This window comes from Sorangium sp. So ce590 (assembly GCF_051521365.1).
Taxonomy (GTDB): Bacteria; Myxococcota_A; Polyangia; order Polyangiales; family Polyangiaceae; genus Sorangium.
Window position 1 is genome coordinate 2,868,853 of the sequence record NZ_CP150346.1, and the last position, 21,105, is coordinate 2,889,957.

Here is a 21,105-nt window from a genome sequence, read left to right on the forward strand (position 1 = left end):
GCTCCGGGCGCGCGCTCGGCGAGCAACTCATGCGCACCCGCGGCTTTCGACGCCTCGTCCAGGGGACACCCCACATCGGGCCTTCTGCGCGGAAGCGTGGCCTGCTGCTCGCGCTCCTCTCGATCGCGCCGCTCGCGGGCGCAGATGACCCGCCGAGGCGCGCGTTCGCCGATCCTGTGGAGCAACGGGACCCGCCGGGAGTGTCCGCCAGGCCACGGGCGCAGCTCGAACGCGCAGCGTACGCCGAGCGGCTCCGCGCGATGTGGATCGGCGCGTGCATCGCCAACTGGACGGGGCTGCGGACAGAAGGCGTCCGCATCGAGCGCCCCTTCTTCACCGACGCCGACTGGGGGAAACCCCTGGGCCGCGACGGGGCGCGGATCGACTTCGTGCTCCTCGACCCTTGCCCGGCCGACGACGACACCGACATCGAATATGTCTACTTGCACCTCATGACCGAGGCGGGGACGCTCTTCCTCTCTCCCGAGGAGATCCGGGACGGGTGGCGCGCGCATATCAACGATTTCATCTGGGTCTCGAACCGGAGGGCGCGCGATCTCCTGGAGCGAGGGGTGCTGCCCCCCGCCACGAGCGATCCGGCGCTCAATCCGGACGCGCTCCAGATCGACGCGCAGCTCACCACGGAGATCTTCGGCGCGCTCGCGCCCGGCATGCCGGAGCTCGCGCAGCGGATCGCCGACCTTCCCATCCGGACCACGGCCCGCGATCACGCCGCGCACGCCGCGCGGTTCCATGTCCTCCTTTTCTCGCTCGCGGCGACCGTCGATCTGGAAAAGCCGAGGCGAGAGGAGATCGTGCGTATCGTCGGCGAGGCCAGGAGCTACCTGCCGGACGGGTCGAAGGCCGCCGATGTCATCGATTTCGTGCTCTCCGCGTATCTATCGGTCGAGGATCGCGACGCGTGGGAGAGCGTCCGTGACGCGATCGCGGAGCGCTACCAGGAGCGGGCCTCGGAGCACGGCTTCGTCTATCGAGGGTTCACGGAGTCCGCGATCAACCTGGCGACCGGGACGATGGCCCTTCTGTTCGGTGAGGGGAGCTTCCTGCGCACCGTACGGATCGGCACCCTGTCCGGGTGGGACTCCGACAACGGCACGGCGACCATGGGCGCGCTCGTGGCGCTCATCGGCGGGATGGAGGAGCTGCACCGCGCCTTCCCGGGAGCGCGCCTTCCCGAGCGTTACTGGATCCACCGCACGCGCCCCACCCTGCCAGACCGCCTGCCGGAGGATCGCGAGGCCGAGGATACCTTCACGGAGATCGCGAGGAGGATGGCCGCGCTTGTCGATCTCGCCGTGGAGGGCGAGGGCGGCCAGGTCGAGCCGACCCGGTGGGTGCTCCCCCTCGCCTCCGCGAGGGCGGGACGATGATGGGCCCCTCGCAGAGGGCCGTGGAGCGACGTCGGCCCGTCCGATGGGAGGCGGCGCGCGCGGCCTGCGGGCCCGCGTCAGCGCGCGGCCGTGCCGGCCGCGCGCGCGCGCCGCACCCGGTCGATGGCGACGGCGACCACGATGATCGCGCCCGTCGCGATCTCCTGCACCCAGCTCGGCAGCCCGAGGTGGACGCCGCCGGTCCGGATGACCGTGATGAGCAGCGCCCCGATCATGCTCCCGGCGACGCTGCCCTCGCCGCCCGAGAGCGGCGCGCCGCCGATGACGACCGCCGCGATGACCTCCAGCTCGAGGCCCACCGAATCCGTCGGGTCGCCCACCGTCAGCGTCGCGAACTCCATCACGCCGGCGACGCCGGCGAGCAGGCTCGACACGGTGTACACCGCGATCTTCACGCGCCCCGTGTCGATGCCGCACAGCCGCGCCGCGGCCTCGTTGCTGCCGACCGCGAACACGTGGCGCCCGAAGCGCGTGAAGGCGAGGACGGCGGAGGAAAGGAGCGCGAGCGCGACCGTCATCCACAGCCCGGGCGCGGCGAGGTCGGCCGAGAGCAGCGCGTCGAGCCCGCGCGGGTCGGCGTCGATCTTTTGCTCGGACGCGAGCCCCTTCGCGGCGCCGCGGAGCGCGCTCATCGTGCCCAGCGTCACGACGAACGGCGTCATTCGCGCGCGCCCCACGAGCGTGCCGGCGAGGACGCCAGCGAGGCCCGCCGCCGCCACCGCGGCGAGCGCCGCCGGGAGCGCCGGCACCCCCGCGCGCAGGAGCTTCGCGAGGACGACCGTCGTGAACGCGACGAGCGAGCCCGTGGAGAGGTCGATCCCGCCGCTCGCGATGACGAGGGTCATGCCGAGGGAGCAGATGCCGACCACCACCGTCTGCCGCGCCATCGCGAGCAGGTTCTGGCTGCGCAGGAACGTGTCGGGCGCGAGCGCCGCGAAGAGCGCGCACACGAGCGCCAGGGCGACGAGCGGACCGACCCACGGCGGACGCTTCTTCACGAGGATGCCTCCAGGAGGAGCGACGCTCCGGTCCACGACGACGCGGGTCGCGGCGGCTCGAGGGTCCCCCGGCGGAGGACCGCGATGCGATCGCACGTCGTCACGAGCTCGTCGAGCTGGCTCGACACGAGCACGATGGCCCTGCCGGCGGCCGCGAGGTCACGGAGCAGCGAGAGCACCTGCGCCTTGCTCGCGACGTCGATGCCGCGCGTCGGCTCGTCGACGAGGAGCACGTCGAAGCCCTCGCGGAGCAGGCGCGCGAGCTGGACCTTCTGCTGGTTGCCGCCCGAGAGCTCACCGGCGCGCTGATCCGGGCCTCCTGCGCGGATCGCGAGCTTCTCGATCCAGCGCGCCGCCTCCGAGAGGAGCGACCTCGGCGCGGCGAGGAGCGGCGCGCGCGGCGAGAGCCAGACGTTCTCGGCGATCGAGCGGCCGAGCATCAGCCCCTCGCCGCCGCGATCCTCGCTGAGGAGACCGACGCCGCGGGGAGCCCGCAGCGTGACCGCGCCGCTGCGCCTCGGATCGAGCCCCGCGAGGATGCGGAGGAGCTCGGTCCGCCCCGAGCCGACGAGGCCGGCGATGCCGAGGATCTCTCCGCGGCGCAGCGTCAGCGACGCGCGCTTCGGCCGCTTCACACCGGAGACGTCCCTGGCGTCGAGCACCACCTCGCCCCCGTCCGGGGGCGCCGCCTCGGACGCCGCGCGCTCGCGCGCGCCCTCGAGCGCGCGTCCCAGCATCTCGCGGACGATCTCGGCAGGCTCCGTCTCGCGAGGATCACCTTCCCCTGCGGTGCGGCCGTCGCGGAGCACGGTGTAGCGGTCGGCGTGCGCGCGCACGTCCGAGAGGAAGTGCGTCACGAGCAGCACCGCGAGGCCGGCGTCTCGCAGGGCCCGGACGCGGTCGAACAGGCGCACGGCGTCGTCGTGACCCAGGCTCGAGGTCGGCTCGTCGAGGACGAGGAGCCGCGCCGCGAGCCGCCCGCCCTCGCGGAGGCCGCCTTGCGCGAGCGCTCGCGCGATCTCGACGAGCTGCTGATCGGCGACGCCGAGTTCACCGACCGGCGCATCGAGCGGGGCGCGGGCCGGGTCGGCGGCGACGAGCGCGATCGCGTCGCGCGCGACGGCGCGCGCTCTCGCGCGGTCCCGGAGCCCGAGCCGGGCGCGCGCGGCCGGCTCGATCCCGAGCATCACGTTGTCGGCGACCGTGAGGTGGGCGCAGAGCGTCCGCTCCTGCGGGACGAGGACGACGCCGGCGCGGCGCGCGCCCTCGGCCGACGCCGGCGCGTACCGCGCTCCCCCCAGCAGGATCGCGCCGGCGTCCGCGCGCTCCATGCCGAGCAGGATGCGCGTCAGCGTGCTCTTGCCCGCGCCGTTCTCGCCGAGGAGCGCGTGGATGCTCGCCGGAGCTACCCGCAGCGAGACGTCGCGCAGCACGGCGTTCCGGCCGAACGCCTTCGCGAGACCCGTCACCTCGAGGAGGGGCGCGCGCGCTCCGGCCATGAGCCGCTCACTCCCCGAGCCACCGGGCGGTGTCCGGATTCACGATCTCCTTCACCGCCGGGTCGTCGAGGTCCTGCTTCGTGACGACGCGCGCGCCCGTGTCGATGCGCCGCTCGACCTTCTCGCCGCGGAGGTGCGCCACCATCGTCTTGACCGCGAGGTATCCCATGTTGAACGGGTCCTGCACGACGAGCGCCTCGATATCGCCCTCGCGCAGCGCGCCGAGGAGCTTCTCCGAGGCGTCAAAGCCGACGAACTTCACCTGATTCACGAGGTTCGTCTTGCGGAGCGCCTGCAGCATCCCGAAGGTCGTCGACTCGTTCGGCGCGAACACGCCGGCGAGCGTCCCCTCCGCCGCCTTCTGCGCGAGGAGCAGGCTCTCGCTCTTCTTGAACGCCGTCTCCGTGGTGGCGCCGCCGTGCTGGTTCTCGCTCGCCACCGTGATGCCGGGCATCGCGCGCACCACGTCGAGGAAGCCGTCCTCGCGGTCCCGCGTGCTCGCCGAGCCCTCCTGGTAGCGGAGCATCACGACATTGCCCTTCCCGCCTATCGCCCTGCCGAGGTGCTCTCCCGCGAGCTTGCCGGCGGCCCGGTTGTCGGTCGCGATGAAGCTCACGTGCTCATCACCGGCGAGGTCGGAGTCGAACACGACAACCGGGATCCTCGCCTGCGCCGCCGCGTGCACAGGCGCCTTCAGCGCCATGCTGTTGAGCGGCGCGAGCACGACGCCGGACACGCCCTGCGCGACGAAGCTCGAGACGACATCGATCTGCGCCTTGAGATCGTCCTCCCTGAGCGGCCCCTTCCACACGATATCGACGTCGAGCTCGCGCGAGGCCTTCACCGCGCCCGCGTGCGCGCTCTTCCAGAACTCGTGCGTTGTCCCCTTGGGCACGACGGCGATGCGGAGCCGCGCGCCGCTCTTCGCGCCTGTGCCAGCGTCCGTCGACGTCGTATCCGACGACGTCCTCGAGCACGCAGCGAGGACGGTGATCGCGATGGCGCACGCGAGGACATGAGTGTTCATCGGCCCGGCGATGCTAGCCGATGGATCGCCGCCGCGCCCGCAGCCGCGAGCACATGATTTGTATGGATCCGCCGGAGCAGCTCTGGCCAATCAGCGCGGCCATCCAGGGATACAAGACGGCGATCCCACCGGTTGAGCTGATTACCCTCCGAAGCCGCCGGCGGCCGCCTTGGAGAACGACGCGCCGCCCTGGCTGGCGCGCACCGCCGACTGGGAGAACAGCGAGAACGCCTTGCGGATGTCGGCCGCGTCGCTCTTCGGCGTCAGGATCCAGCGGTCCTCGATCCCCATGTCGCGGAAGACGGCGCGGAAGTCGGTGTTCCCGTCGTCGATGCCGATCGCCGCCACGATGTGGGCCTCGGCCCGGCGCATGTCGCGGACGAGCGCGCACACGTCCTTGGCCTTGGCCCACGTCGAGCCCGCGTCGGCGCCGTCCGAGATGATCAGCGTGACCGTGCGCGCCGGGACGCCGCTCAGCGCGAACTCCTGCGCCTTCGCGATCACCGTTCCGAGGAGCACCACCGTCTGGTCGTAGAGCGGCGTGCCGAGCATGGGGTCGTAGTTCTTCGTATCCATCTTCACCGCCTGGGCGATCGGGCAATACGGATACAGCACCTCTCCGTTCAGGTAGCGGTTGTGCGCCAGGATGGAGTCGCGCTGCTTGGAGTCGGCGAGGGCGCCCACAACGAGGTTGTGCCCGTCGCGCACCGCCCGGGCGTTGCCGGCGAATTTGATGGATCCCGAGTCGTCGGGCATCACCGTGACCAGCACCACCTCCGACGACGCGACGTCGTCCACCTGCACGCCGAAGCCCGCCTGGATCTGGGCGCCCAGGTCGGTGATGTGCAGCGCCTGCATCGCCTCGGGCGAGAGCGCTCCCTCGTCCCGCGCGGCCTCGAACAGCTGCTCGATGTCGAGCGAGCCACCGCCATTCATCGTCTTCCCGTTGTCCTTGCTCATGGTATCGGATCCTCCAGGGTCATGCGTTCCAGCGCGCGAAGCCGGGGCGGCCGGCCGGGCCGCGCGGCGCTAGACGAGCCAGCGCGCGACCGGGTCGGTGCTCTTCACGAGGTTCATGCCGGCGGCGGCGAACCGGCTCAGCGCCTTGTCCGCCTCGGCGGTGAAGTCGGCCACGAATCCCCCCTTGCCGTCGGGCACGGTGACCGGCGACATGCAGTCGGTCATCACGTAGATCTTCTTCGCGAGCGCGCGGTCGGTCAGCGCGACCTCGGTCAAGATGTCCTCGATCGAGCTGCGCACGCAGTGGCTCGAGGCCTGGCCGGCGATGATCACCGCGTCCGCGTGGAGCAGCGTCTTCAGGAAGAGCGTGCTCCGCTGCGCCAGCGGCTGGCCGTCGTGGCGCGTCAGCACCTCGGGCTGCATCACCGAGTAGTTCTCGGTGAGCGGGTTGCCGCCCTTGACCTCGACCCACGACTGCACCCCGCGCGCGAACGCGTGGAACATCCGCGCCTCGTGCACGACCCCCGCGAGCGCGTGGCCGTCGCTGCCGAGGATGCAGTGCGGCGGCCACAGGTAGAGCCTGTATTTGCCCGCCTTCTCGAGCTCCTCGCAGTAGTACCGGACCTGCTTCATCAGCCACGGATAGTTGCCGCCGCAGAGCCACTTCGCCACGGCCGGGTTCGGCCGCACCTCCCCCGCGTCGATCTGCGCCGTGGTGATCTCGCGGTACGCGCTGAGCGGCCGGTCCTCGCGATCCACCCAGAACGACGGGAAGAAGATCTGGTAAGCAAAATGGGTATCCATCGTGACCGTCATGTTCGTGATGGACGCGAGGTTCCTGTAGATGAACTCGGCGATGCGGCGGCTGTCGTCGACCGCGCCCGTGCCGCTCCTGCCGGCGACGTACAGCGAGCCCTGCGGGAAGCAGAAGTCCTTCTGCACATCGATGAGCAGGAGGTGGACGTTCTGCGCGTCCGCGGCCGACGGCTTCATGCCGTGCGCCTTCCGCCACGCGGCGGCGGCGCCGTGGAGCGCCGTCTCGTCGGGGTGGTAGCCCCACCGCTCGGCGTTCCTCGGATCGTAGAAGGTGGGCAGCGGGAGCTCGGTCGTTTTCATGATCTCTCTCTCTCCTCTCAGGCGGCCCGCGAGCGCGGGCCGATCAGCTCAGCCATGGATTCACGCGATGCGAAGCAAGGTGATCGACTGCGCGTCGACGACGAACAGGCCCTCGGGCCCGACGAGCAGCCGGGAAGCCTGCGTGACGAACGGCTCGGTGCCGGGGAACTGCCGCGTCTCCACGAGCGCTCCCCCTCGGACCTCGACGCGGACGATGCCGCTGTCGGTCGCCGAGAGCAGGAACCCCGACGCCGCGCACTTGCCCGTGAGCGCACCGAGCCACGAGCCGCCTTCCCCCTCGCCGTCGGCCATCGCCTCGACCGCGCCGTCCTCGCCGACGACGATGCACCGGTGCACGGTGCGGCCGGCCTGCTCGGCCGCGAGGAAGAGCCAGGCGCGCCCGCGGCCGGCGCGGGACGCAGCGCCCGGGCCCGCGTCGAACACGCATATGGCCGAGGTGAGCTTGCCGCCGGGGAAAGGCAGCTTGACCGTGTCCTTGAGGCCCGGCCGCTCGGCGTCGAACACGAACGCGATCGAGACGTTCCCGGCGCGGTAGAAGCCGAGCCCGAAGCGCGGACCCGCCCAGAACACGGTTTGCCCGGCGAGGACATCGCCCATCGGGACGGCGTCCGCCTCGCCCGACAGCGCGGCGGCGCCCGGCTTGCCGCTGCGCAGGAGCTGGCCGCCGCGCGTCCAGTAGCGGGCGCGCTCGCCCACGTCGAACATGGGCCTCGTCCCGAGGCAATCCACCTGGATCCGCTCGGGCGCCGCCCCCGGCGAGAGCAAGACGAGCTCGCCGCCCCGGCCGATCAGCGTCGCCCTCCCGTGCACCGCGAACCGCATCGCGGGGTGAGGCGCGCCGGACATCACGAGCGACCCGTCCTCCCGCAGGAAACGCCCGCCCTCGTTCACGAGGTAAGAGAGCCCGCCCGGCCCGACGGACGCGGCAAGGATCACCCCGCGCGTGCTCAGGATCCGCGTCGCGAGCACCTCGCCGTGGACCACGGTCGACTCCTTCACGACCGCCGGCGCGGCGCCCGCGCAGGTCGGGCAGGCAGGGCGCGCGTGCTCGACGCCGCACGACGGGCACCGCGTCCACGCGAGCGCCTCGATCAGCCGGCGCGGGAACACGCCGCGCTGGTCCTGGACGAAGACGCGGTACAGCGCGTCCAGGAGGTCGTCCGGCAGGACGCGGTAGGGGATCGCCGGCTTCGGATACCGCACCTCGCGGTCGAACACGGTGATGCGGCGGAGCGGCCTCGCGCACTCGGGCACGCGCGCCGACGGGGACCGCGGCCGGAAGACGCCGCCATAGGGCCCCACGCAGAGCAGGCTCTGCATGGCCATCACCGCGAACGCGTACCAGTCGGAGTCCGGCGAATAAGGCCTCCCCAGCATCGGTCGGGGCAGGGAAGGGTCGCAGAGCAGCGGATCGACGAAGCGCTCGGTGAACACCTGACACAGGAACGGGCCGAACTGGAAGCTGTCGGCGTCGATGACGAACGCCTCGCCGCCGGCGACGAGGACGTTGAGATCGTTGAAGTCGCCGATCACGACGCCCCGGCCGTGGATCGCCTCGACGGTCCGGTGGAGCCCCGCGAGCACCCCGGAGACCGCGGCCGACGAGAGCCCGCCGTGGCGCATCGACGGCTCGCCGTACCGCAGGAGCGGCTCCGCGCCGCGCACGAGGCGCATGGCGTAGCCCACGAGGCGCTTCCTCGCCTTGTCGGTCGCGAGCTCGACGGGCGCGATCACCTGGCCTGGCAGCGCGCCGGGAAAGGCGCGCAGCTTGTCCTGGTGGCGCTCGATGCGGTCCTGCGCCGCGCGCTGCTCGGCGTCCTGCCCCGCGTAATCCGGGTGATCGGGCGTCTTCCAGACCTTGAGCGCGCGGCCGTCGCCGAGGTCGAACACGTCCGCCTCTCCGCCCTTGCCGATCGAGGCCTTGGGGTCGAGTCGAACTCGCTTTGCACCGAGATACACGTCCACCTTCGCCTCCTCTCGGCGTTCGAAAATCCGCGCTATCCCCCGTCGTGACGCCGCGCAGGGCGGCGCGTCAGGCGCGCGCGCTCCGCGCCCTTCGCACGACGACAAGGGTCGTGTCGTCGCGCAGCAGCCCGCCTTCGCGCTCCATCCGCTCTTCCTTCCACACTGGCCGCGTCACCGTGCGGTTGATGAGCGCGAGCCGCCTCCTCACCGCGTCCGGGTTGCCGAAGGTGCGATCGTCCTCCCAGAACCGGGAGAGCGGGCCGACCTCTCCGCCGCCGCCCGGGAGCTGCCGGGACGACGACTCCAGGAGATCGAGCGCGCCGTCGGTGCCGAGCAGGGCAGTCCGGAGGGCGCTCGACGGAAAGGCGCGGTGCACGGTGAAGCGCGGCGCCTCGCCGCCCGGCGGGCGATCGAGCAGGCCGTAAGCGAGGTACGGGGGTTCGTTCCTCGGGAAGGGGCCGAGCCGCAGGAGCTCGTCGCCGAGGGCGATCAGGCCGTCGCCGAGGGAGAACGCGCACGCCGTGTCCCCTGAGACGGCGAGGCCGACCGCGGTGAAGAGGAAGTAGGTCGACACGACCTCGGCGAGGCTCCCGCCCATGCCGCCGGCCATCGCCCGGAGCGGCGCGAGGGTCCCGAGCCGCACCTCTTCCCAGGTCTCCGGCGACGCGACGTCGGCGCCCCGCCGGAGCGCGCCGAGCACCTGCTCGGTCACGAGCCGGGCCCCGAGCGCCGCGCCCACCTCGCTGCGCGCGCCGCTGCCGCAGCCGTCGCAGACCACCGCGGCAAGACAGCCGCCCTCGACCCGGAAGGCGTAGGCGTCCTGGTTGGGCCGCCCCACCGCGAGGTGGTCGGTCCCGGTCACGGTGCCGCCGGCGATCTCGAACGGCGAACCTCCTCCCACGTCCGTCAAGAAAGCGACCTCGCGAGACATGGACATCCCTTCTGCGCCCGGCGAGGGGGCGCTGCGGCCGGACATCGGCCCGTCAGAGCGCCACACGCGCGGCGCTCTCGGCGTCAGAGCTCCGCCATCGGCGCCGGCCCTGGGGGCCTGAACGCGGCGAGCATCCGATTGTTCGTGTTTTCTATACACTAAGCTTAGTGTTCTATGTACACCTTGTCAACCCTGGGGGGGCGGAATGCGCGAGGCGCAGCGCCTGGGCACCGCGCGCGGGCACGCGTTGAAGGGGCTGCCTTCACCGAAGGGGCTGCCTTCACCCACCGCCAGCCTGCGGGGCTCCTCGTCGGCGTCACGGCGCTGGTCACGATCGCCGCAGGGACGGTACGGTGGGCGCGTCGCGGCGCCGCGAGGCTGACCGATCGACGGGAGGGGTAATGATCCGCAACCAGGAGAGCGCATGACAACCACGACCGATCTCGCGAAGCCCGAGCCGAGCTCCGACGCGCCCCGTACGACGGCGGAGCACGCGAAGCTCCCGCTCATCCTGCTCGCCGTCCTCACGATCATCAGTATCGCCACCGTGTGGAGCCCCGCGGCCGGACGCACGAGCTGGATGCTCGAGGTGGGCCCCGGCCTCGCCGGCGTCGCCGTCCTGATCGGCGTCTACCGGCGCTTCCCGATGTCCCACATCGTCTACTGGGGTGTCTTCCTCCACATGCTGATCCTGATCTACGGCGGCTATTACACCTACGCGCTCACCCCGCTCGGCAGCTGGGCCAAAGAGGCCTTTCATCTGAGTCGCAACCATTACGATCGCGTCGGCCATATCGCGCTCGGCTTCTTCCCCGCGCTCACGATCCGCGAGGTGCTCCTTCGGCGGACGCCGCTCCGCCGCGGCGGCTGGCTGACCTTCCTCATCCTCTCGGTGGTCCTCGCGATCGCCGCTTTCTGGGAGCTCCTCGAGTGGTGGGTCACGCTGCTCGTCGCGTCCGACGTGGGGCAGGCCTTCCTCGGCTCGCAAGGCGACATCTGGGACGCGCAGTGGGACATGGTCCTCGCGCTGATCGGCGCGATGGTCGCGCTGCCGCTGCTCGGCGGGCTCCACGATCGCTCGATGGCGCGTGTCCCTGGGCTGATCGAAGGGGCGCCGCGTTGACCGCGGTCGAAGCTCCGCGATGAGCTCCCGCGTGCTGGCCGACGCTGCGTGGAGATTTCTTCCATGAGGACCGCACGTCCTCAGATCTCGAAGCTGAACCCGTCCTTCTCCAGCCGCTCGTACTTCCGCCTGTCGAACCGGTAGAGCCGCGCCGCGCGGTGGGCGACGTCCTGCTCGACCTCGTCGAGCTCCACGAGGAGCCCGGTGCCGAGCACCTTCTTGCGGAAGTTGCGCTTGTCGAGCGGGCGCTCGAGGATCTTCTCGTAGAGCCGCTGGAGCTGCGACAGCGTGAACTTCGGCGGCAAGAGCTCGAACCCGACGGGCCGATACCGCACCTTGCCCTTGAGCCTCTCCAGCGCCATCGAGAAGATCTCCTCGTGATCGAAGGCGAGCGCCGGGGTGTCGTCCACCGAGAACCACGCGGCCTCGCGCGCGTCGGTCGCCGCCTTGACCCGGTGATCCCCGAGCTTGACCAGCGCGCAGTACGCCACCGAGACGACGCGCTCGCGCGGGTCGCGCCCGAGCGCGCCGAACGTGTAGAGCTGCTCCAGGAACACCCCCGACAGCCCCGTCTCCTCCGCGAGCTCCCGCCGCGCGGCGTCGTCCAGCGCCTCGTCGACGCGCACGAAGCCGCCCGGGAGCGCCCACCTGCCGCGGAACGGCTCGAGCTCCCGCCGGATGAGCAGGACCTTCAGATCCTCGTCATCGAGGCCGAACACGACGCAATCCACCGTCAATGCCGGCCGTGGGTGCTCGTACGCGACGGACATCCGAACCTCCGTGTAACTTCTACACGAGGCTTAGTGTGTATCGTACACCACGTCAACCCGCGGCGCGCCGGCATGGGAGACTCCATGCCTCGATTCCCTCATCGGGACATCGCGTATGAACAGGGCAGGCGAGCTCAGCGAGCTGTGCGATGTTTCCCCCGGTGGGTTCATGAAACTCGCTGGCCACGGACGACAAACGCTCGACGGCCAGCACGCGCGCGGGATAGAAAGCTCTCATGGTGGGGGAAGAGAAAATGACCACGACCGGGGCGGAGACGCGGGAAGAGCTCGAGGCGCAGCTCCGGGAGGCGCGGCTGCTTCTCCGCGCCATCCTCGACAATCTTCCGATCAGCATGGCCAGGTTCGACCGCAGGGGCATTTTCACGTTCCAGGAGGGCAAGGGGCTGGAGAGCATCGGCATGAAGCCGGGGCAGCTCCTCGGCACGAACGTGCTCGAGCTCTACGCGGACCATGCGGAGGGCGCGGAGCGCCTCCGGCAGGGGTTCGCGGGGAAAGCCTCGCACAGCGTCCTCGACGCGCACGGCGTCCCCTGGGAGACATGGCAGATCCCCGTGCGCGACGACCGCGGGGAGCTCGACGGCCTGATCAGCATCACCCTGGACGCCACCACGGTGAGGCAGCGAGAGAGCGAGCTCCAGACGAAGCTCGATCTCATCGAGAAGCAGCAGAAGGTCATCCGCGATCTCTCGACGCCCATCATCGAGGTCTGGGACAAGGTGCTGACCCTCCCCATGGTGGGCGTGGTGGACAGCCTGAGGATCTCCGAGGTGATGGACAACCTGCTCACGGCGATCGTGAACAAGGACGCTCGGTTCGCGATCCTCGACCTCACCGGCGTCGATGCGGTCGACACGCAGACCGCCGGATACCTCATCGAGATGATCAAGGCCATCCGGCTCCTCGGCGCGGAGGGGATCATCACGGGGATCCGGTCGAACGTGGCCCAGACGATGATCGCGCTCGGGCTCGACCTCTCCGGGGTCACGACCGTGGGCAACCTCCGCGCCGGCCTCAAGCTCTGCATGCGGCGCATGGCCGCGGAGCACGAGGCGGCCAGCGCGCCGGTGAAATAGCGGCCCGTAGAGGCGCCCGCCAGGCGCGAGCGAGCGCGTTATCCACGCTCGGGCCGCGGCGGTCAGCGGTGGATCACGAGGCGCGTCGACGGGTCCTTGCGCGTGACCTGGACCGCGTACCACCCCTCGGGCACGGGGGGATCGGTCCAGTGGAAGAGCCACTTCGCGTCGACCGGCGAGAGGTTCACGCACCCGCCGCTCTGCCCGTCACCCCAGTTGTTGTGCCAGTACGCCGCGTGCAGGAGATACTTGCTGAAGAAGTGCTGGCTCCACGGCACCTCCGCCTCGATCCAGTCGTCCGCGTTGACGTGGGGCGTGATGAGCGTCTTCGTCACCCACTTGCGGTTGATATGGTACTGGCCGAGCGGCGTCGTGGAGGGCGGCACGACCGGCTCGGGGCTCTCCGACCTCTCCGGCTCGTCGGCGCCGTTGCGCCCGGCCGAGATGAGCGTCGCGAAGACGGGCCGGTCGTCCTCGTACGCGATGAGCCAGCCGTCGAGCGCCGCGATCTCGATCCACGTGTTCCTCGGCCCCTCGGCCGGCGGAGCGGGCGCCTCGCCGCCGAGCTGGATCCGGCGTCCCCACGGGTTCCGCGACTTCCGCGGCTTGACGACCACCGCATCTCGCTCGAGCACCCAGCGCCCGTCGTCGCGGGTCTCGAGATAGGTCAGCTTGCCGGCCCGCTTCGAGCGGCCCGTCAGCCCGACGCGGTCGAGGCGCTCCCACACGGCGTCCGTCTTCTCGAGCTGGTTTTCGTCGGTGAGGCGGTACTTGGGGCGCGGCTTGCGGCGAAAGAACGCGAGGGGGAGCCGCACGTCGGGGCCGAGGTGGACGCCCTCGAAGGTGGCGGGCTCATACGGCTTCACCTTGTCCTTCGGCACGAACGTCAGATCCGACGCCCAGAGCCACGTCGCCCCGCCGGCCTCGACCTCCTTCGTCCATGCGACCGACGACCGCGGGCGGACCTGGATGTGCCGCAGATCGTGGATCCCCGCGGGCCACGCCGGCGCGTCGATGCCCTCGACGTTCAAGAGGCGCTTGAGCCCGAGCGACTCGCCGTAGAGGTACGGCAAGGGCTGATCGACCCGCGGGGCGTGGGCGAGCAGCGTCTTCAGCATGGGATCGGCCGCGTCCAGGGTGGCGCGCTCGCCGTCGACGCAGACGTACCCGCGCGGCTCCACGGCGTAGAACGCCGGGCAATCGCCGGCGCCGCGCAAGGGCTCGGGGCTCTTCAGGCGGACCGAGCCGCCGATCGAGAGAAAGCCGATCCACTGGGCCTTCGGCCTCGGCGCAGACCGGATCCACACCTGGCGGCTCTTGGCGTACACGCGGGAGGGACCCGCCGGCGCCGCCTTCTCCGCCGCGGCGGGCGGGGCCTCGGCGGCCGGAGCCTCCGGCGGCACGAGAGCGACGGCCGGCGCGACGGCGCCCGGGGGGCCGGCAGGGCGCCCGATGGCGGGCTCTGCGACCGCGACGCCCGCGCTCCCGGCCGGGTCGGCGCCCGAGCCGGCGTCGTGCCGCGACGGCGTGCACCCGAGGCAGAGCACGCCGAGGGCAGCGAACCACGAGCGGCCGGACATAGGCACGGCACCCTAGCACGCCGAGCCTGCCCGGCAGAATGATCTGCCAGTCAGAGCCTCCGGCGGAAAAGGCCGTTCGCGCCGAGGAGCGCGTGGGCGCCGGCGTAGACCCAGCGCTGCTCGTAGTCGACGGCGAGCGACTCGACCTGTGCGCCGAAGAAGCCGAGCGAGCGCCAGCTCCTCCCGCCGTCGGTGCTGTGCAGCACGCCCTCTCCCGAGCAGCCGATCACGAGCTCTTCCTCCCGCTCCGGGTTCACGTTCACGGCCGAGCCCGTCGTGCACGGCGCCGCCTCGACCTGCGTGTGCTCGCCGTCGACGGTCACGAACCATGCGTCGCTCATCGGTCCGCCGTGCACAAGGATGTACGCTCGCGTCGGTCCGAGCGCCGCGCGCGCGGCGAAATCGGGGACACCGCGACGGTCGAGCTCGCGCCAGCGCTCGCCGCCGTCCTCCGAGAGCAGCCACCGCGAGCCCACGACGAGGCGGCGGTCGCGGAAGGCGGCCAGCGTCGAGCAGCGCGCGATCTCCGGCGATGCGGTCCAGCCGTCGCTGTCGCGGGGGCTCCGGTAGAGCCCGTCGGGGTAGGCCGCGAGCACCTGCCGTTCGTCGACGGCGAGGCCCCGGAGGAAGCCCTGCTTCGGCAAGGCGACCTGGTACCAGCCTCGCCTGGCCTCGTCGAAGAACGTGAGCGCGTCCCCGTCGCTCGGCGCCATCCAGATGCGCCCGCCGGCCGCGTCCTCGACCAGGCTCGTCCCTGGATGGCCGGGCAGGTGCAGGCTGTCCCAGGAGCGGCCGCCGTCGCGGCTCGCGTGGCTGCTTTTCTCCTCGCCTTGGGTCGTGGCGAAGAGCGCCTCCCGGCTCGTCAAGAGCACGAGGGGCGAGTCCCACGTGGGCCCCGAGCCCAGGGGTTCCCAGCCGGTGTCCGCCCGCGCGATCCCCAGCGCCGCGCGCGCCGCGCTGCTCGCGTTGACCCCCGCGAACCCGAGCACCAGGGGCCAGGCGACCCAGGGCGGGAGCGGCGAGCCCTTCGGCCAGAGCGCGAGCAGGCTCCCGCCGAGCATCAGCGCCCCGAGGAGGAGCGCGACGGCCAGCTCGCCTGTGTGCGCCGTCCGCGCCGCGAGGCCCGTTCCCAGGAGCAACGCCGCCGCTCCGAGCAGGAGCGACAGCCCGCCACGCACCTGATGGACCCGGACATCGAAGTCCCGCACGGCGCGCTCCGCCGCCTCCGGGCCGAGCGCGGCCCGGCTCAGCGCGACGAGCAGGCCGCCGCCGAGCACCAGGGCGAGGCCCGCCGGCGCCTGGGCCCACCGCGCCTCCCCGAGCAGCTGTCCCACATCCGGATCGAGGGCGAAGCCGAACCAGCCGAGCGCGGCGTTCGCGACGAAAAGGACGCCAGCGACGACGAGGACGATGCCGGCGGCGAGGGTGAGCCGAGCCAGGGAGCGCAAGCGCAACCGCTCGTACGCCGGGCGGGATACGGCCGCAACGGCCGGCGCGTGCATGGGTCCGGTCGCCGGGATCTCGGTCGCCGGAATTTCGATCGCGCGGGTGTCACGCTCGCCCCCGCTCGCGCCTAGAGCCGAGGAAGGCCGGTGAGGACCGCCGGCCGGAGAAGAAAGAAAAGGAGACCTCCCATGCGTCGTTGGCTCAAGGTGACCCTGTTCGCGGCCGTCCTCGCAATCCCGTCGATGGCCTATGCTGGCACGCAGCTCGCCGGCGGCTGTCCGTGCGCGGATTGTCCGTGTCCGGACTGCCCCTGCGGCTGAGGACCCAGCCCGTTGGAACTGCGCGCGCGATCGCTGCTCAACGCGTCGATGAGACGCCTCGCCGACGGCGATCGCGCGGCGTTCGACCCTGTCTATGCCGCCCTCTGGCCAGCGATCGGCGCGTTCTGCCGCCGCATGCTCGGGGGCGAAGCGGACGCGGAGGACGCGGCGCAGCAGGCGCTCCTCAAGGTGTTCGATCGCGCCAGCTCGTTCGACCCCGAAGCGGACGCGCTCACCTGGGCGCTCGCCATCGCGGCGTGGGAGTGCCGCACGGCGCGGCGGCGGCGGACCCGGTCGAGGGAGGCGCCGGACGAGCTCATCCCCTCGGTCGCGGCCGACATGCCCACGCCGGAGGACGCGGCGATCGCCCGGGATCTGGACGACGCGGCGCGCGAGGTGCTCGGCACGCTGGCCGAGGCGGATCGCGAGACGCTGAGGGCGACCCTGCTGGAGGGCGATCGCGATCCATCGGTATCGGGCGCGGCGTTCCGCAAGCGCCGCGAGCGCGCATTTGCCCGTCTCCGGGAGGCGTGGAGGAGGATCTATGGAACCTGAGGCGCTCGCCGGCCTGAAGGAGAGGGCCTATCGTGCGTACGAGCGCGGGAGGGCGCGACAGGCCGCCTGGGCGGCGTCCCCGACGATCGCCGTGGCGCTCGTCGCCTCGCTGATGAGCGACCGTCCGCTCACCACCGCGATCATCGGCGCGGCGCTCTACGTCGCCGCGGCGCTGCTGTCATGGCGGGGGCGGGAGCTCGGGCGGGGCGTGCTCCCGGGGGTCGCGGCGGGGCTCGTGCCCTTCGCGATGGCGCACGCGGCGCGTGTTTACGGCCACCTGTGCACGCCGGCGGGGTGCGCCTCCATCTGCGTCCCTGCCTGCCTTTTGGGCGGGGTCGCCGCCGGCGTGGTGCTCTCGCGCGCGCTGCGCCGGTCGAACCGGCTCGGGGCCTCCTGGGCCTCGGCGTGCGGCGTCGCCGCCCTGACGGGCGCGCTCGGCTGCGCCTGCGTCGGCTTCGGCGGCGTGCTCGCCCTCGCGGCGGGGCTGCTCACCGGCACCGTGCCGCTCGTGCTCCGGCCTGCGCGCGGCGGCGCGTGAGGTGGCATATCGCTCGCGTCGGCGAGCGCGACGTGCCGTATCGACGACCTCGTGGCCCGGGCTGGAGGGGTGTAGGCTGGGCGCCGTGGAGGATACGGCGCACGGCCCGGGAGCTGCTCGCAAGCGCCTCGCGCTGGCCCTCCTCATCGTCGCTGTCGTCCCCGTGGGCCTGATCGCCCGGTTCCACGGCGGTCCGATCTGGCTGCGCAACGGCGCCGGCGCGGTGCTCTACGAGGTCGTGTGGATCGCCGCGGCGCAGCTCGTGTGGATCTCCGCCCGCACGCACCGGCTGGCGCTCGCGGTCCTCGCCGCGACGTGCGCGATCGAGCTGCTCCAGCTGAGCGACCTGCCCTGGCTGTGGGCCGCGCGCAGCACCACCCCGGGGCGGCTCCTGCTCGGCGCGAACGGCGGATTCGATCCCGCCGACTTCGCGCTGTACGGCATCGGCTGTGTCCTCGGTCATGCGCTCTGCCGGCCGCTCCGGGCCTCCCGATGACGCAGCGCCGCGGCGGTGCGGCGGTTGCGCTGCGCGCCCGGAGAGATCAGGCTGGCGCTCGCGACATCCAGGGACAAGGAGGCGACGTCCATGACCGAGGCTCACCACACCGGCGGCTGCCTGTGCGGCGCGATCCGCTACCGCGCTCGCGGCGCGCCGGCGAGCGTCAATGTTTGCTACTGCAGCCAGTGCCGGCGTCAGACCGGCGCGCCCATGCCGTCGTTCGCCACGTATCCCGACGAGCAGTTCGAGCTGCTCTCCGGCTCCCCCGCGACGTATCGGTCGTCCAGCTTCGCCGTCCGCCAGTTCTGCTCGACCTGCGGCTCGTCGCTCTTCTGGCGTCGTGACGGGACGCGGGAGCTCGATATCTTCCTCGGCACGATGGACCGGCCCGGCGACCTGCCGCCCCCCGCCTTCCAGCTCTGGACCGTGCACCGCGTGCCCTGGCTGCCCGCCATCCCGGGGGCCACCGACTACCGCGGCGACAAGACCTCCGGCTAGCCATTCACGCCCCATGGTAAAGGGGCGTATGCACAAGAGTCGCCTGGCTGGGTTGATCATCGATTGCCGTACCGACGATCTCGATGGCGCCGCGAGCTTCTGGAGCGCGGCGCTCGGGATGCGATCGCGTGGCCCCGACGGCGAGGCTTACGTCCGCCTGGACGCCGCGGAGCGCGATCTGTCGGTCGAGGTGCAGAGCGTGAAGCACGGAAGCCGCGTTCACCTCGACATCGAGACCGACGACGTCGAAGCCGAGGTGCGCCGCATCGAGCGGCTCGGCGCCAAGCGGGTCATGCAGGCCGGGACATGGTGGGTGCTCGAGGCGCCGACCGGCCAGCGCTTCTGCGTGGTGAAGACCCCTCGCCCGGACGCGCCCGGGTTCTCCACCTGGAACGACGACGGGCAACCGCTGTAAAAGCGGCGATCCGGCACCTCTTCACGAAATCCCGCAGCGGCACCCGCCACCAGCGCCGGAAGATCGGCGTCCTCCGGCGCGCCCCGGTGGCGATCGTGCCGACTATTCGACACTGTCAATTTCTGCGCTCCCGTACGCGAAGGACAGGATGCGCTGCCGAGCGGTATCTCTCGGCATCCGAGGACCGACCCCGGTAGGGAGCCTCTTTCGCGCTGCCGGCTCCCGCCGCGTTCCCCCCGGCCGCGCGTCCCTCAGGGCCCCTCGGCCGCCTGGCCTCCCTCGGCCGCGCTCTTCGCCTCTTCCTCGGCGATCTTCGCGCGCACCTCGTTCATGTCGAGCGAGCGCACCTTCTCGATCACCTGATCCAGCGCCGACGCGGGCAAGGAGCCCGCCTCCGCGAACAGCAGGACCTTCTCGCGGAAGATGAACAGCGTCGGGATCGACCGGATGTTGAAGGCCTGGGCCAGGTCCTGCTGGTCGTCGGTGTTGATCTTCCCGAACACGATGTCTGCGTGCTTCTCGGAGGCCTTCTCGAAGACGGGCCCGAAGACCCGGCAGGGGCCGCACCAGGGCGCCCACCAGTCGACGAGGACGATATCGTTCGACTCGACCGTCTGCTCGAAATTCTCGGCGCTGAGCTCTCGGGTACTCATCCGCGGAGCATAGCCCCGAAACCCACCCATGTCGCCGAGCGAGCGGCCGATCGCCCCGCGCCGCGCCCGCGCCTCCGCCGCCGCGCGCAGGCCGGAGCGCGAGCGCGCCGACTCTGCCCGATGTCGTCTCCCGCTGACTCCGCTGCTTCCGCCGCGCTCAGGGCGCGTTGCAGACGATGATCTGCTCGATCGCCTCGACGAGGAGGTGCTCGACGCGGTCGGGCCCGATGTCCGCGGCGCGGGCGAACCGCTCCAGATCGAACGGCGTGGGGTTGACCTCGAGGTAGGCGAGGATCTGGAGCGGGTAGCCGGTCCAGCGGATGACGCAGAAGCCGACAACGTTGCGGCTCGCCCTGGCGTCGCGCAGGCCGAGGGCGAGCTCGATGCTCGGCGTGTCGTGTCCCTCGTCGATCACGATGCGCGGCGCGTGGCCCGCCCTCCGGAGCTCGGCGGCGAGCTCCTCCATCGGGGGGCGCAGCAAGCGTTCGCGTAAGTCGTCGAATTCACGTAGGAAATCGACCTCTGCCGGCGCGCGCGCCGCCTCGATGCGCCGCGCGTAGCGGGCCGTGAGGCGCTCGATGCGGAGCCGGTTGTGCTCTTTCATGGGCAGGCTACGGGGCGAGGAGCAGCACCTTGACCTGGCTCGGGACGAGGCTGACGCCGGGCGCATTGACGGAGTTCTGCATCGTGACGCTCGTCATCCGCGTGGCGGGCGCGCCGCCCACGAGCACCGTGAACGCCGCCGTGACGTGCCGCGAGGGGCCCATCACGGTGTGCGAGACGACGCCCGTCTCCAGGCCGGCGTTGTCGCCGTTCGTCAGCGGCACCTGCGTCATCATGTTGTGCGCCGGCGTGCACATGAACAGCACGTTGTAGACCGCCGGCACCCCCATCGGCTGCGCCGCCAGGTTGGGGTAGGGCACCGGCAGGTGCGCCGGCGGCGTCAAGCACACGTCCGGCCCGCCCAGGGCCATGCCTCCCATCTGCGTGTTCGCGAACATCGGTGCCTCCTGTCAGCCGAGGTGGATCTGCCCACCGTCGATCTTTGTCAGCTCGCCGCTCGAGACGAGCGTCGCCTGCGCCTTGATGTTGACCGCGGCCTTCGCGGTGACCTCGTAATACTGAGTCCGCACCTGCTCCGACTCGGCGATGAACCGGTAGGCCCGGTCGAGCCGCTGCACCCAGCGGTCCGCGATCGACTCGACCGACCGCGCGACCGTCTTCACGCGGTCCACCTGCGCGACGAGCCGCTCGCCCACGTACGTCATCGCCCCGACGGCGAGCGAGCCCTCGCCCGCGGCGACGCGCACCTTGCCCGCGGCCACCGAGGCCTCGGCCGGCGTGACGAGGCGCACGCCCTCGCCCGCGGCGATCGTGACGCGCCCGCCCGGGGCGCTCACCTCCAGGTCCCCCTCGGCCACGAGGCGCGTCGGCGCGTCGCCCTCGCGATCGAGCACCGCGAGCACGTGGCACCCCGCGTCGTGCAGCGCGACGAGCACCCGGTCGCCGAGCGCCGGCTCGACAAGGCAGCTCACCGCGCGCTTCGCCGCGTAGTCGCCCGACCCGACGCGCACCTGGAACGACCGGTCCACCGCCCCGAGGACCGTACCGACCTCCTGGATCGCGAAGGTCTCCACCCGATGTCTGGCCAGATTGTCTCGCATGGTCTCGTTCTCCTGCTGTCG

At 71.6% G+C, this 21,105-nt stretch carries 23 protein-coding genes; 9 read left to right on the forward strand and 14 right to left on the reverse strand.

Annotated features, from left to right (window positions below; genetic code table 11):
• Nucleotides 1-29 precede the first annotated feature (29 nt).
• A complete protein-coding gene (locus tag WMF28_RS10985) occupies nucleotides 30-1,391 on the forward strand; it encodes an ADP-ribosylglycohydrolase family protein (RefSeq protein WP_437602130.1) in 1,362 nt (453 codons plus the stop codon).
• Between the two features lie 77 nt (nucleotides 1,392-1,468).
• Here WMF28_RS10985 and WMF28_RS10990 read toward each other — a convergent pair whose 3' ends face one another.
• The 7 genes from WMF28_RS10990 to WMF28_RS11020 all read right to left on the reverse strand — a co-directional run bounded on the left by WMF28_RS10990 (nucleotide 1,469) and on the right by WMF28_RS11020 (nucleotide 9,929).
• Nucleotides 1,469-2,410 (reverse strand): ABC transporter permease, encoded by a 942-nt coding sequence (locus WMF28_RS10990; RefSeq protein ID WP_437602131.1) that lies wholly within the window; start codon nucleotides 2,408-2,410, stop codon nucleotides 1,469-1,471.
• Nucleotides 2,407-3,909, reverse strand: a complete 1,503-nt coding sequence (locus tag WMF28_RS10995) for a sugar ABC transporter ATP-binding protein (RefSeq protein ID WP_437602132.1) — start codon at nucleotides 3,907-3,909, stop codon at nucleotides 2,407-2,409. Before WMF28_RS10995 ends, WMF28_RS10990 begins: the two co-directional genes overlap by 4 nt.
• 7 nt (nucleotides 3,910-3,916) lie before the next feature.
• Nucleotides 3,917-4,936 (reverse strand): ABC transporter substrate-binding protein, encoded by a 1,020-nt coding sequence (locus tag WMF28_RS11000; protein ID WP_437602133.1) that lies wholly within the window; start codon nucleotides 4,934-4,936, stop codon nucleotides 3,917-3,919.
• A gap of 141 nt (nucleotides 4,937-5,077) precedes the next feature.
• On the reverse strand, nucleotides 5,078-5,896 hold the full coding sequence (locus tag WMF28_RS11005) for a hypothetical protein (protein WP_437602135.1): 819 nt from the start codon (nucleotides 5,894-5,896) through the stop codon (nucleotides 5,078-5,080).
• 69 nt (nucleotides 5,897-5,965) lie between these two features.
• Nucleotides 5,966-7,012: a nicotinamidase gene (locus WMF28_RS11010; protein WP_437602136.1), complete on the reverse strand. Its 1,047-nt coding sequence runs from the start codon at nucleotides 7,010-7,012 to the stop codon at nucleotides 5,966-5,968.
• A gap of 60 nt (nucleotides 7,013-7,072) precedes the next feature.
• Nucleotides 7,073-8,998 carry a hypothetical protein gene (locus WMF28_RS11015; RefSeq protein WP_437602137.1) on the reverse strand — a complete coding sequence of 642 codons (1,926 nt, stop codon included), beginning with the start codon at nucleotides 8,996-8,998 and terminating at the stop codon, nucleotides 7,073-7,075.
• 67 nt (nucleotides 8,999-9,065) lie between these two features.
• Nucleotides 9,066-9,929, reverse strand: a complete 864-nt coding sequence (locus WMF28_RS11020; protein WP_437602138.1) for a protein phosphatase 2C domain-containing protein — start codon at nucleotides 9,927-9,929, stop codon at nucleotides 9,066-9,068.
• 424 nt (nucleotides 9,930-10,353) lie between these two features.
• Here WMF28_RS11020 and WMF28_RS11025 point away from each other — a divergent pair, with 424 nt between their 5' ends.
• Complete coding sequence (locus tag WMF28_RS11025; protein ID WP_437602139.1) at nucleotides 10,354-11,052, forward strand: DUF2238 domain-containing protein; 699 nt, start codon at nucleotides 10,354-10,356, stop codon at nucleotides 11,050-11,052.
• An 80-nt stretch (nucleotides 11,053-11,132) separates the two neighbouring features.
• Here WMF28_RS11025 and WMF28_RS11030 read toward each other — a convergent pair whose 3' ends face one another.
• Nucleotides 11,133-11,822 (reverse strand): NUDIX hydrolase, encoded by a 690-nt coding sequence (locus WMF28_RS11030; protein ID WP_437602140.1) that lies wholly within the window; start codon nucleotides 11,820-11,822, stop codon nucleotides 11,133-11,135.
• 254 nt (nucleotides 11,823-12,076) lie between these two features.
• Here WMF28_RS11030 and WMF28_RS11035 point away from each other — a divergent pair, with 254 nt between their 5' ends.
• On the forward strand, nucleotides 12,077-12,916 hold the full coding sequence (locus WMF28_RS11035; protein WP_437602141.1) for an STAS domain-containing protein: 840 nt from the start codon (nucleotides 12,077-12,079) through the stop codon (nucleotides 12,914-12,916).
• A gap of 62 nt (nucleotides 12,917-12,978) precedes the next feature.
• Here WMF28_RS11035 and WMF28_RS11040 read toward each other — a convergent pair whose 3' ends face one another.
• Together WMF28_RS11040 and WMF28_RS11045 are read right to left on the reverse strand one after the other, a co-directional pair.
• Complete coding sequence (locus WMF28_RS11040) at nucleotides 12,979-14,496, reverse strand: L,D-transpeptidase (RefSeq protein ID WP_437602142.1); 1,518 nt, start codon at nucleotides 14,494-14,496, stop codon at nucleotides 12,979-12,981.
• A gap of 50 nt (nucleotides 14,497-14,546) precedes the next feature.
• A complete protein-coding gene (locus WMF28_RS11045) occupies nucleotides 14,547-15,944 on the reverse strand; it encodes a WD40/YVTN/BNR-like repeat-containing protein (protein WP_437602143.1) in 1,398 nt (465 codons plus the stop codon).
• A 186-nt stretch (nucleotides 15,945-16,130) separates the two neighbouring features.
• On the opposite strand from WMF28_RS11045, the gene WMF28_RS11050 reads away from it, so the two are divergent.
• From WMF28_RS11050 to WMF28_RS11075, 6 genes are all read left to right on the forward strand, one after another.
• Nucleotides 16,131-16,262: a hypothetical protein gene (locus WMF28_RS11050; RefSeq protein WP_437489870.1), complete on the forward strand. Its 132-nt coding sequence runs from the start codon at nucleotides 16,131-16,133 to the stop codon at nucleotides 16,260-16,262.
• 48 nt (nucleotides 16,263-16,310) lie between these two features.
• Complete coding sequence (locus tag WMF28_RS11055) at nucleotides 16,311-16,817, forward strand: RNA polymerase sigma factor (RefSeq protein WP_437602144.1); 507 nt, start codon at nucleotides 16,311-16,313, stop codon at nucleotides 16,815-16,817.
• Nucleotides 16,807-17,355 carry a hypothetical protein gene (locus WMF28_RS11060; protein ID WP_437602145.1) on the forward strand — a complete coding sequence of 183 codons (549 nt, stop codon included), beginning with the start codon at nucleotides 16,807-16,809 and terminating at the stop codon, nucleotides 17,353-17,355. The genes WMF28_RS11055 and WMF28_RS11060 overlap by 11 nt, the downstream gene beginning before the upstream one ends.
• A gap of 85 nt (nucleotides 17,356-17,440) precedes the next feature.
• Nucleotides 17,441-17,851, forward strand: coding sequence for a DUF2809 domain-containing protein (locus tag WMF28_RS11065; protein ID WP_437602146.1), 411 nt, complete (start codon nucleotides 17,441-17,443; stop codon nucleotides 17,849-17,851).
• 90 nt (nucleotides 17,852-17,941) lie between these two features.
• On the forward strand, nucleotides 17,942-18,352 hold the full coding sequence (locus tag WMF28_RS11070; RefSeq protein ID WP_437602147.1) for a GFA family protein: 411 nt from the start codon (nucleotides 17,942-17,944) through the stop codon (nucleotides 18,350-18,352).
• A gap of 28 nt (nucleotides 18,353-18,380) precedes the next feature.
• Nucleotides 18,381-18,767, forward strand: coding sequence for a VOC family protein (locus WMF28_RS11075; protein ID WP_437602148.1), 387 nt, complete (start codon nucleotides 18,381-18,383; stop codon nucleotides 18,765-18,767).
• A 251-nt stretch (nucleotides 18,768-19,018) separates the two neighbouring features.
• On the opposite strand, the gene trxA is transcribed toward WMF28_RS11075, so the two are convergent.
• The 4 genes from trxA to WMF28_RS11095 all read right to left on the reverse strand — a co-directional run bounded on the left by trxA (nucleotide 19,019) and on the right by WMF28_RS11095 (nucleotide 21,084).
• A complete protein-coding gene (trxA, locus tag WMF28_RS11080) occupies nucleotides 19,019-19,420 on the reverse strand; it encodes a thioredoxin (RefSeq protein WP_437602149.1) in 402 nt (133 codons plus the stop codon).
• Nucleotides 19,421-19,577: 157 nt separating this feature from the next.
• The gene (locus WMF28_RS11085; RefSeq protein WP_437602150.1) at nucleotides 19,578-20,024 is read right to left on the reverse strand and encodes a hypothetical protein; all 447 of its coding nucleotides are present in this window, start codon (nucleotides 20,022-20,024) and stop codon (nucleotides 19,578-19,580) included.
• A 7-nt stretch (nucleotides 20,025-20,031) separates the two neighbouring features.
• The gene (locus WMF28_RS11090; RefSeq protein WP_437602151.1) at nucleotides 20,032-20,421 is read right to left on the reverse strand and encodes a DUF4150 domain-containing protein; all 390 of its coding nucleotides are present in this window, start codon (nucleotides 20,419-20,421) and stop codon (nucleotides 20,032-20,034) included.
• A 12-nt stretch (nucleotides 20,422-20,433) separates the two neighbouring features.
• Nucleotides 20,434-21,084 (reverse strand): DUF3540 domain-containing protein, encoded by a 651-nt coding sequence (locus tag WMF28_RS11095; protein WP_437602152.1) that lies wholly within the window; start codon nucleotides 21,082-21,084, stop codon nucleotides 20,434-20,436.
• Between the last annotated feature and the right edge of the window lie 21 nt (nucleotides 21,085-21,105).

What these genes read in the sequence shown, in the direction of transcription:
- WMF28_RS11020 (WP_437602138.1), bottom strand. Translation starts at nt 9,929, where the DNA reads ATGTCTCGCGAGGTCGCTTTCTTGACGGACGTGGGAGGAGGTTCGCCG.
- WMF28_RS11070 (WP_437602147.1), top strand. Translation starts at nt 17,942, where the DNA reads ATGACCGAGGCTCACCACACCGGCGGCTGCCTGTGCGGCGCGATCCGC.
- WMF28_RS11000 (WP_437602133.1), bottom strand. Translation starts at nt 4,936, where the DNA reads ATGAACACTCATGTCCTCGCGTGCGCCATCGCGATCACCGTCCTCGCT.
- WMF28_RS11055 (WP_437602144.1), top strand. Translation starts at nt 16,311, where the DNA reads ATGAGACGCCTCGCCGACGGCGATCGCGCGGCGTTCGACCCTGTCTAT.
- WMF28_RS11025 (WP_437602139.1), top strand. Translation starts at nt 10,354, where the DNA reads ATGACAACCACGACCGATCTCGCGAAGCCCGAGCCGAGCTCCGACGCG.
- trxA (WP_437602149.1), bottom strand. Translation starts at nt 19,420, where the DNA reads ATGAGTACCCGAGAGCTCAGCGCCGAGAATTTCGAGCAGACGGTCGAG.
- WMF28_RS11075 (WP_437602148.1), top strand. Translation starts at nt 18,381, where the DNA reads ATGCACAAGAGTCGCCTGGCTGGGTTGATCATCGATTGCCGTACCGAC.
- WMF28_RS11060 (WP_437602145.1), top strand. Translation starts at nt 16,807, where the DNA reads ATGGAACCTGAGGCGCTCGCCGGCCTGAAGGAGAGGGCCTATCGTGCG.
- WMF28_RS11040 (WP_437602142.1), bottom strand. Translation starts at nt 14,496, where the DNA reads ATGTCCGGCCGCTCGTGGTTCGCTGCCCTCGGCGTGCTCTGCCTCGGG.
- WMF28_RS11035 (WP_437602141.1), top strand. Translation starts at nt 12,077, where the DNA reads ATGACCACGACCGGGGCGGAGACGCGGGAAGAGCTCGAGGCGCAGCTC.
- WMF28_RS11010 (WP_437602136.1), bottom strand. Translation starts at nt 7,012, where the DNA reads ATGAAAACGACCGAGCTCCCGCTGCCCACCTTCTACGATCCGAGGAAC.
- WMF28_RS11090 (WP_437602151.1), bottom strand. Translation starts at nt 20,421, where the DNA reads ATGTTCGCGAACACGCAGATGGGAGGCATGGCCCTGGGCGGGCCGGAC.
- WMF28_RS11085 (WP_437602150.1), bottom strand. Translation starts at nt 20,024, where the DNA reads ATGAAAGAGCACAACCGGCTCCGCATCGAGCGCCTCACGGCCCGCTAC.
- WMF28_RS11095 (WP_437602152.1), bottom strand. Translation starts at nt 21,084, where the DNA reads ATGCGAGACAATCTGGCCAGACATCGGGTGGAGACCTTCGCGATCCAG.
- WMF28_RS10985 (WP_437602130.1), top strand. Translation starts at nt 30, where the DNA reads ATGCGCACCCGCGGCTTTCGACGCCTCGTCCAGGGGACACCCCACATC.
- WMF28_RS10995 (WP_437602132.1), bottom strand. Translation starts at nt 3,909, where the DNA reads ATGGCCGGAGCGCGCGCGCCCCTCCTCGAGGTGACGGGTCTCGCGAAG.
- WMF28_RS11030 (WP_437602140.1), bottom strand. Translation starts at nt 11,822, where the DNA reads ATGTCCGTCGCGTACGAGCACCCACGGCCGGCATTGACGGTGGATTGC.
- WMF28_RS11005 (WP_437602135.1), bottom strand. Translation starts at nt 5,896, where the DNA reads ATGAGCAAGGACAACGGGAAGACGATGAATGGCGGTGGCTCGCTCGAC.
- WMF28_RS11050 (WP_437489870.1), top strand. Translation starts at nt 16,131, where the DNA reads ATGCGTCGTTGGCTCAAGGTGACCCTGTTCGCGGCCGTCCTCGCAATC.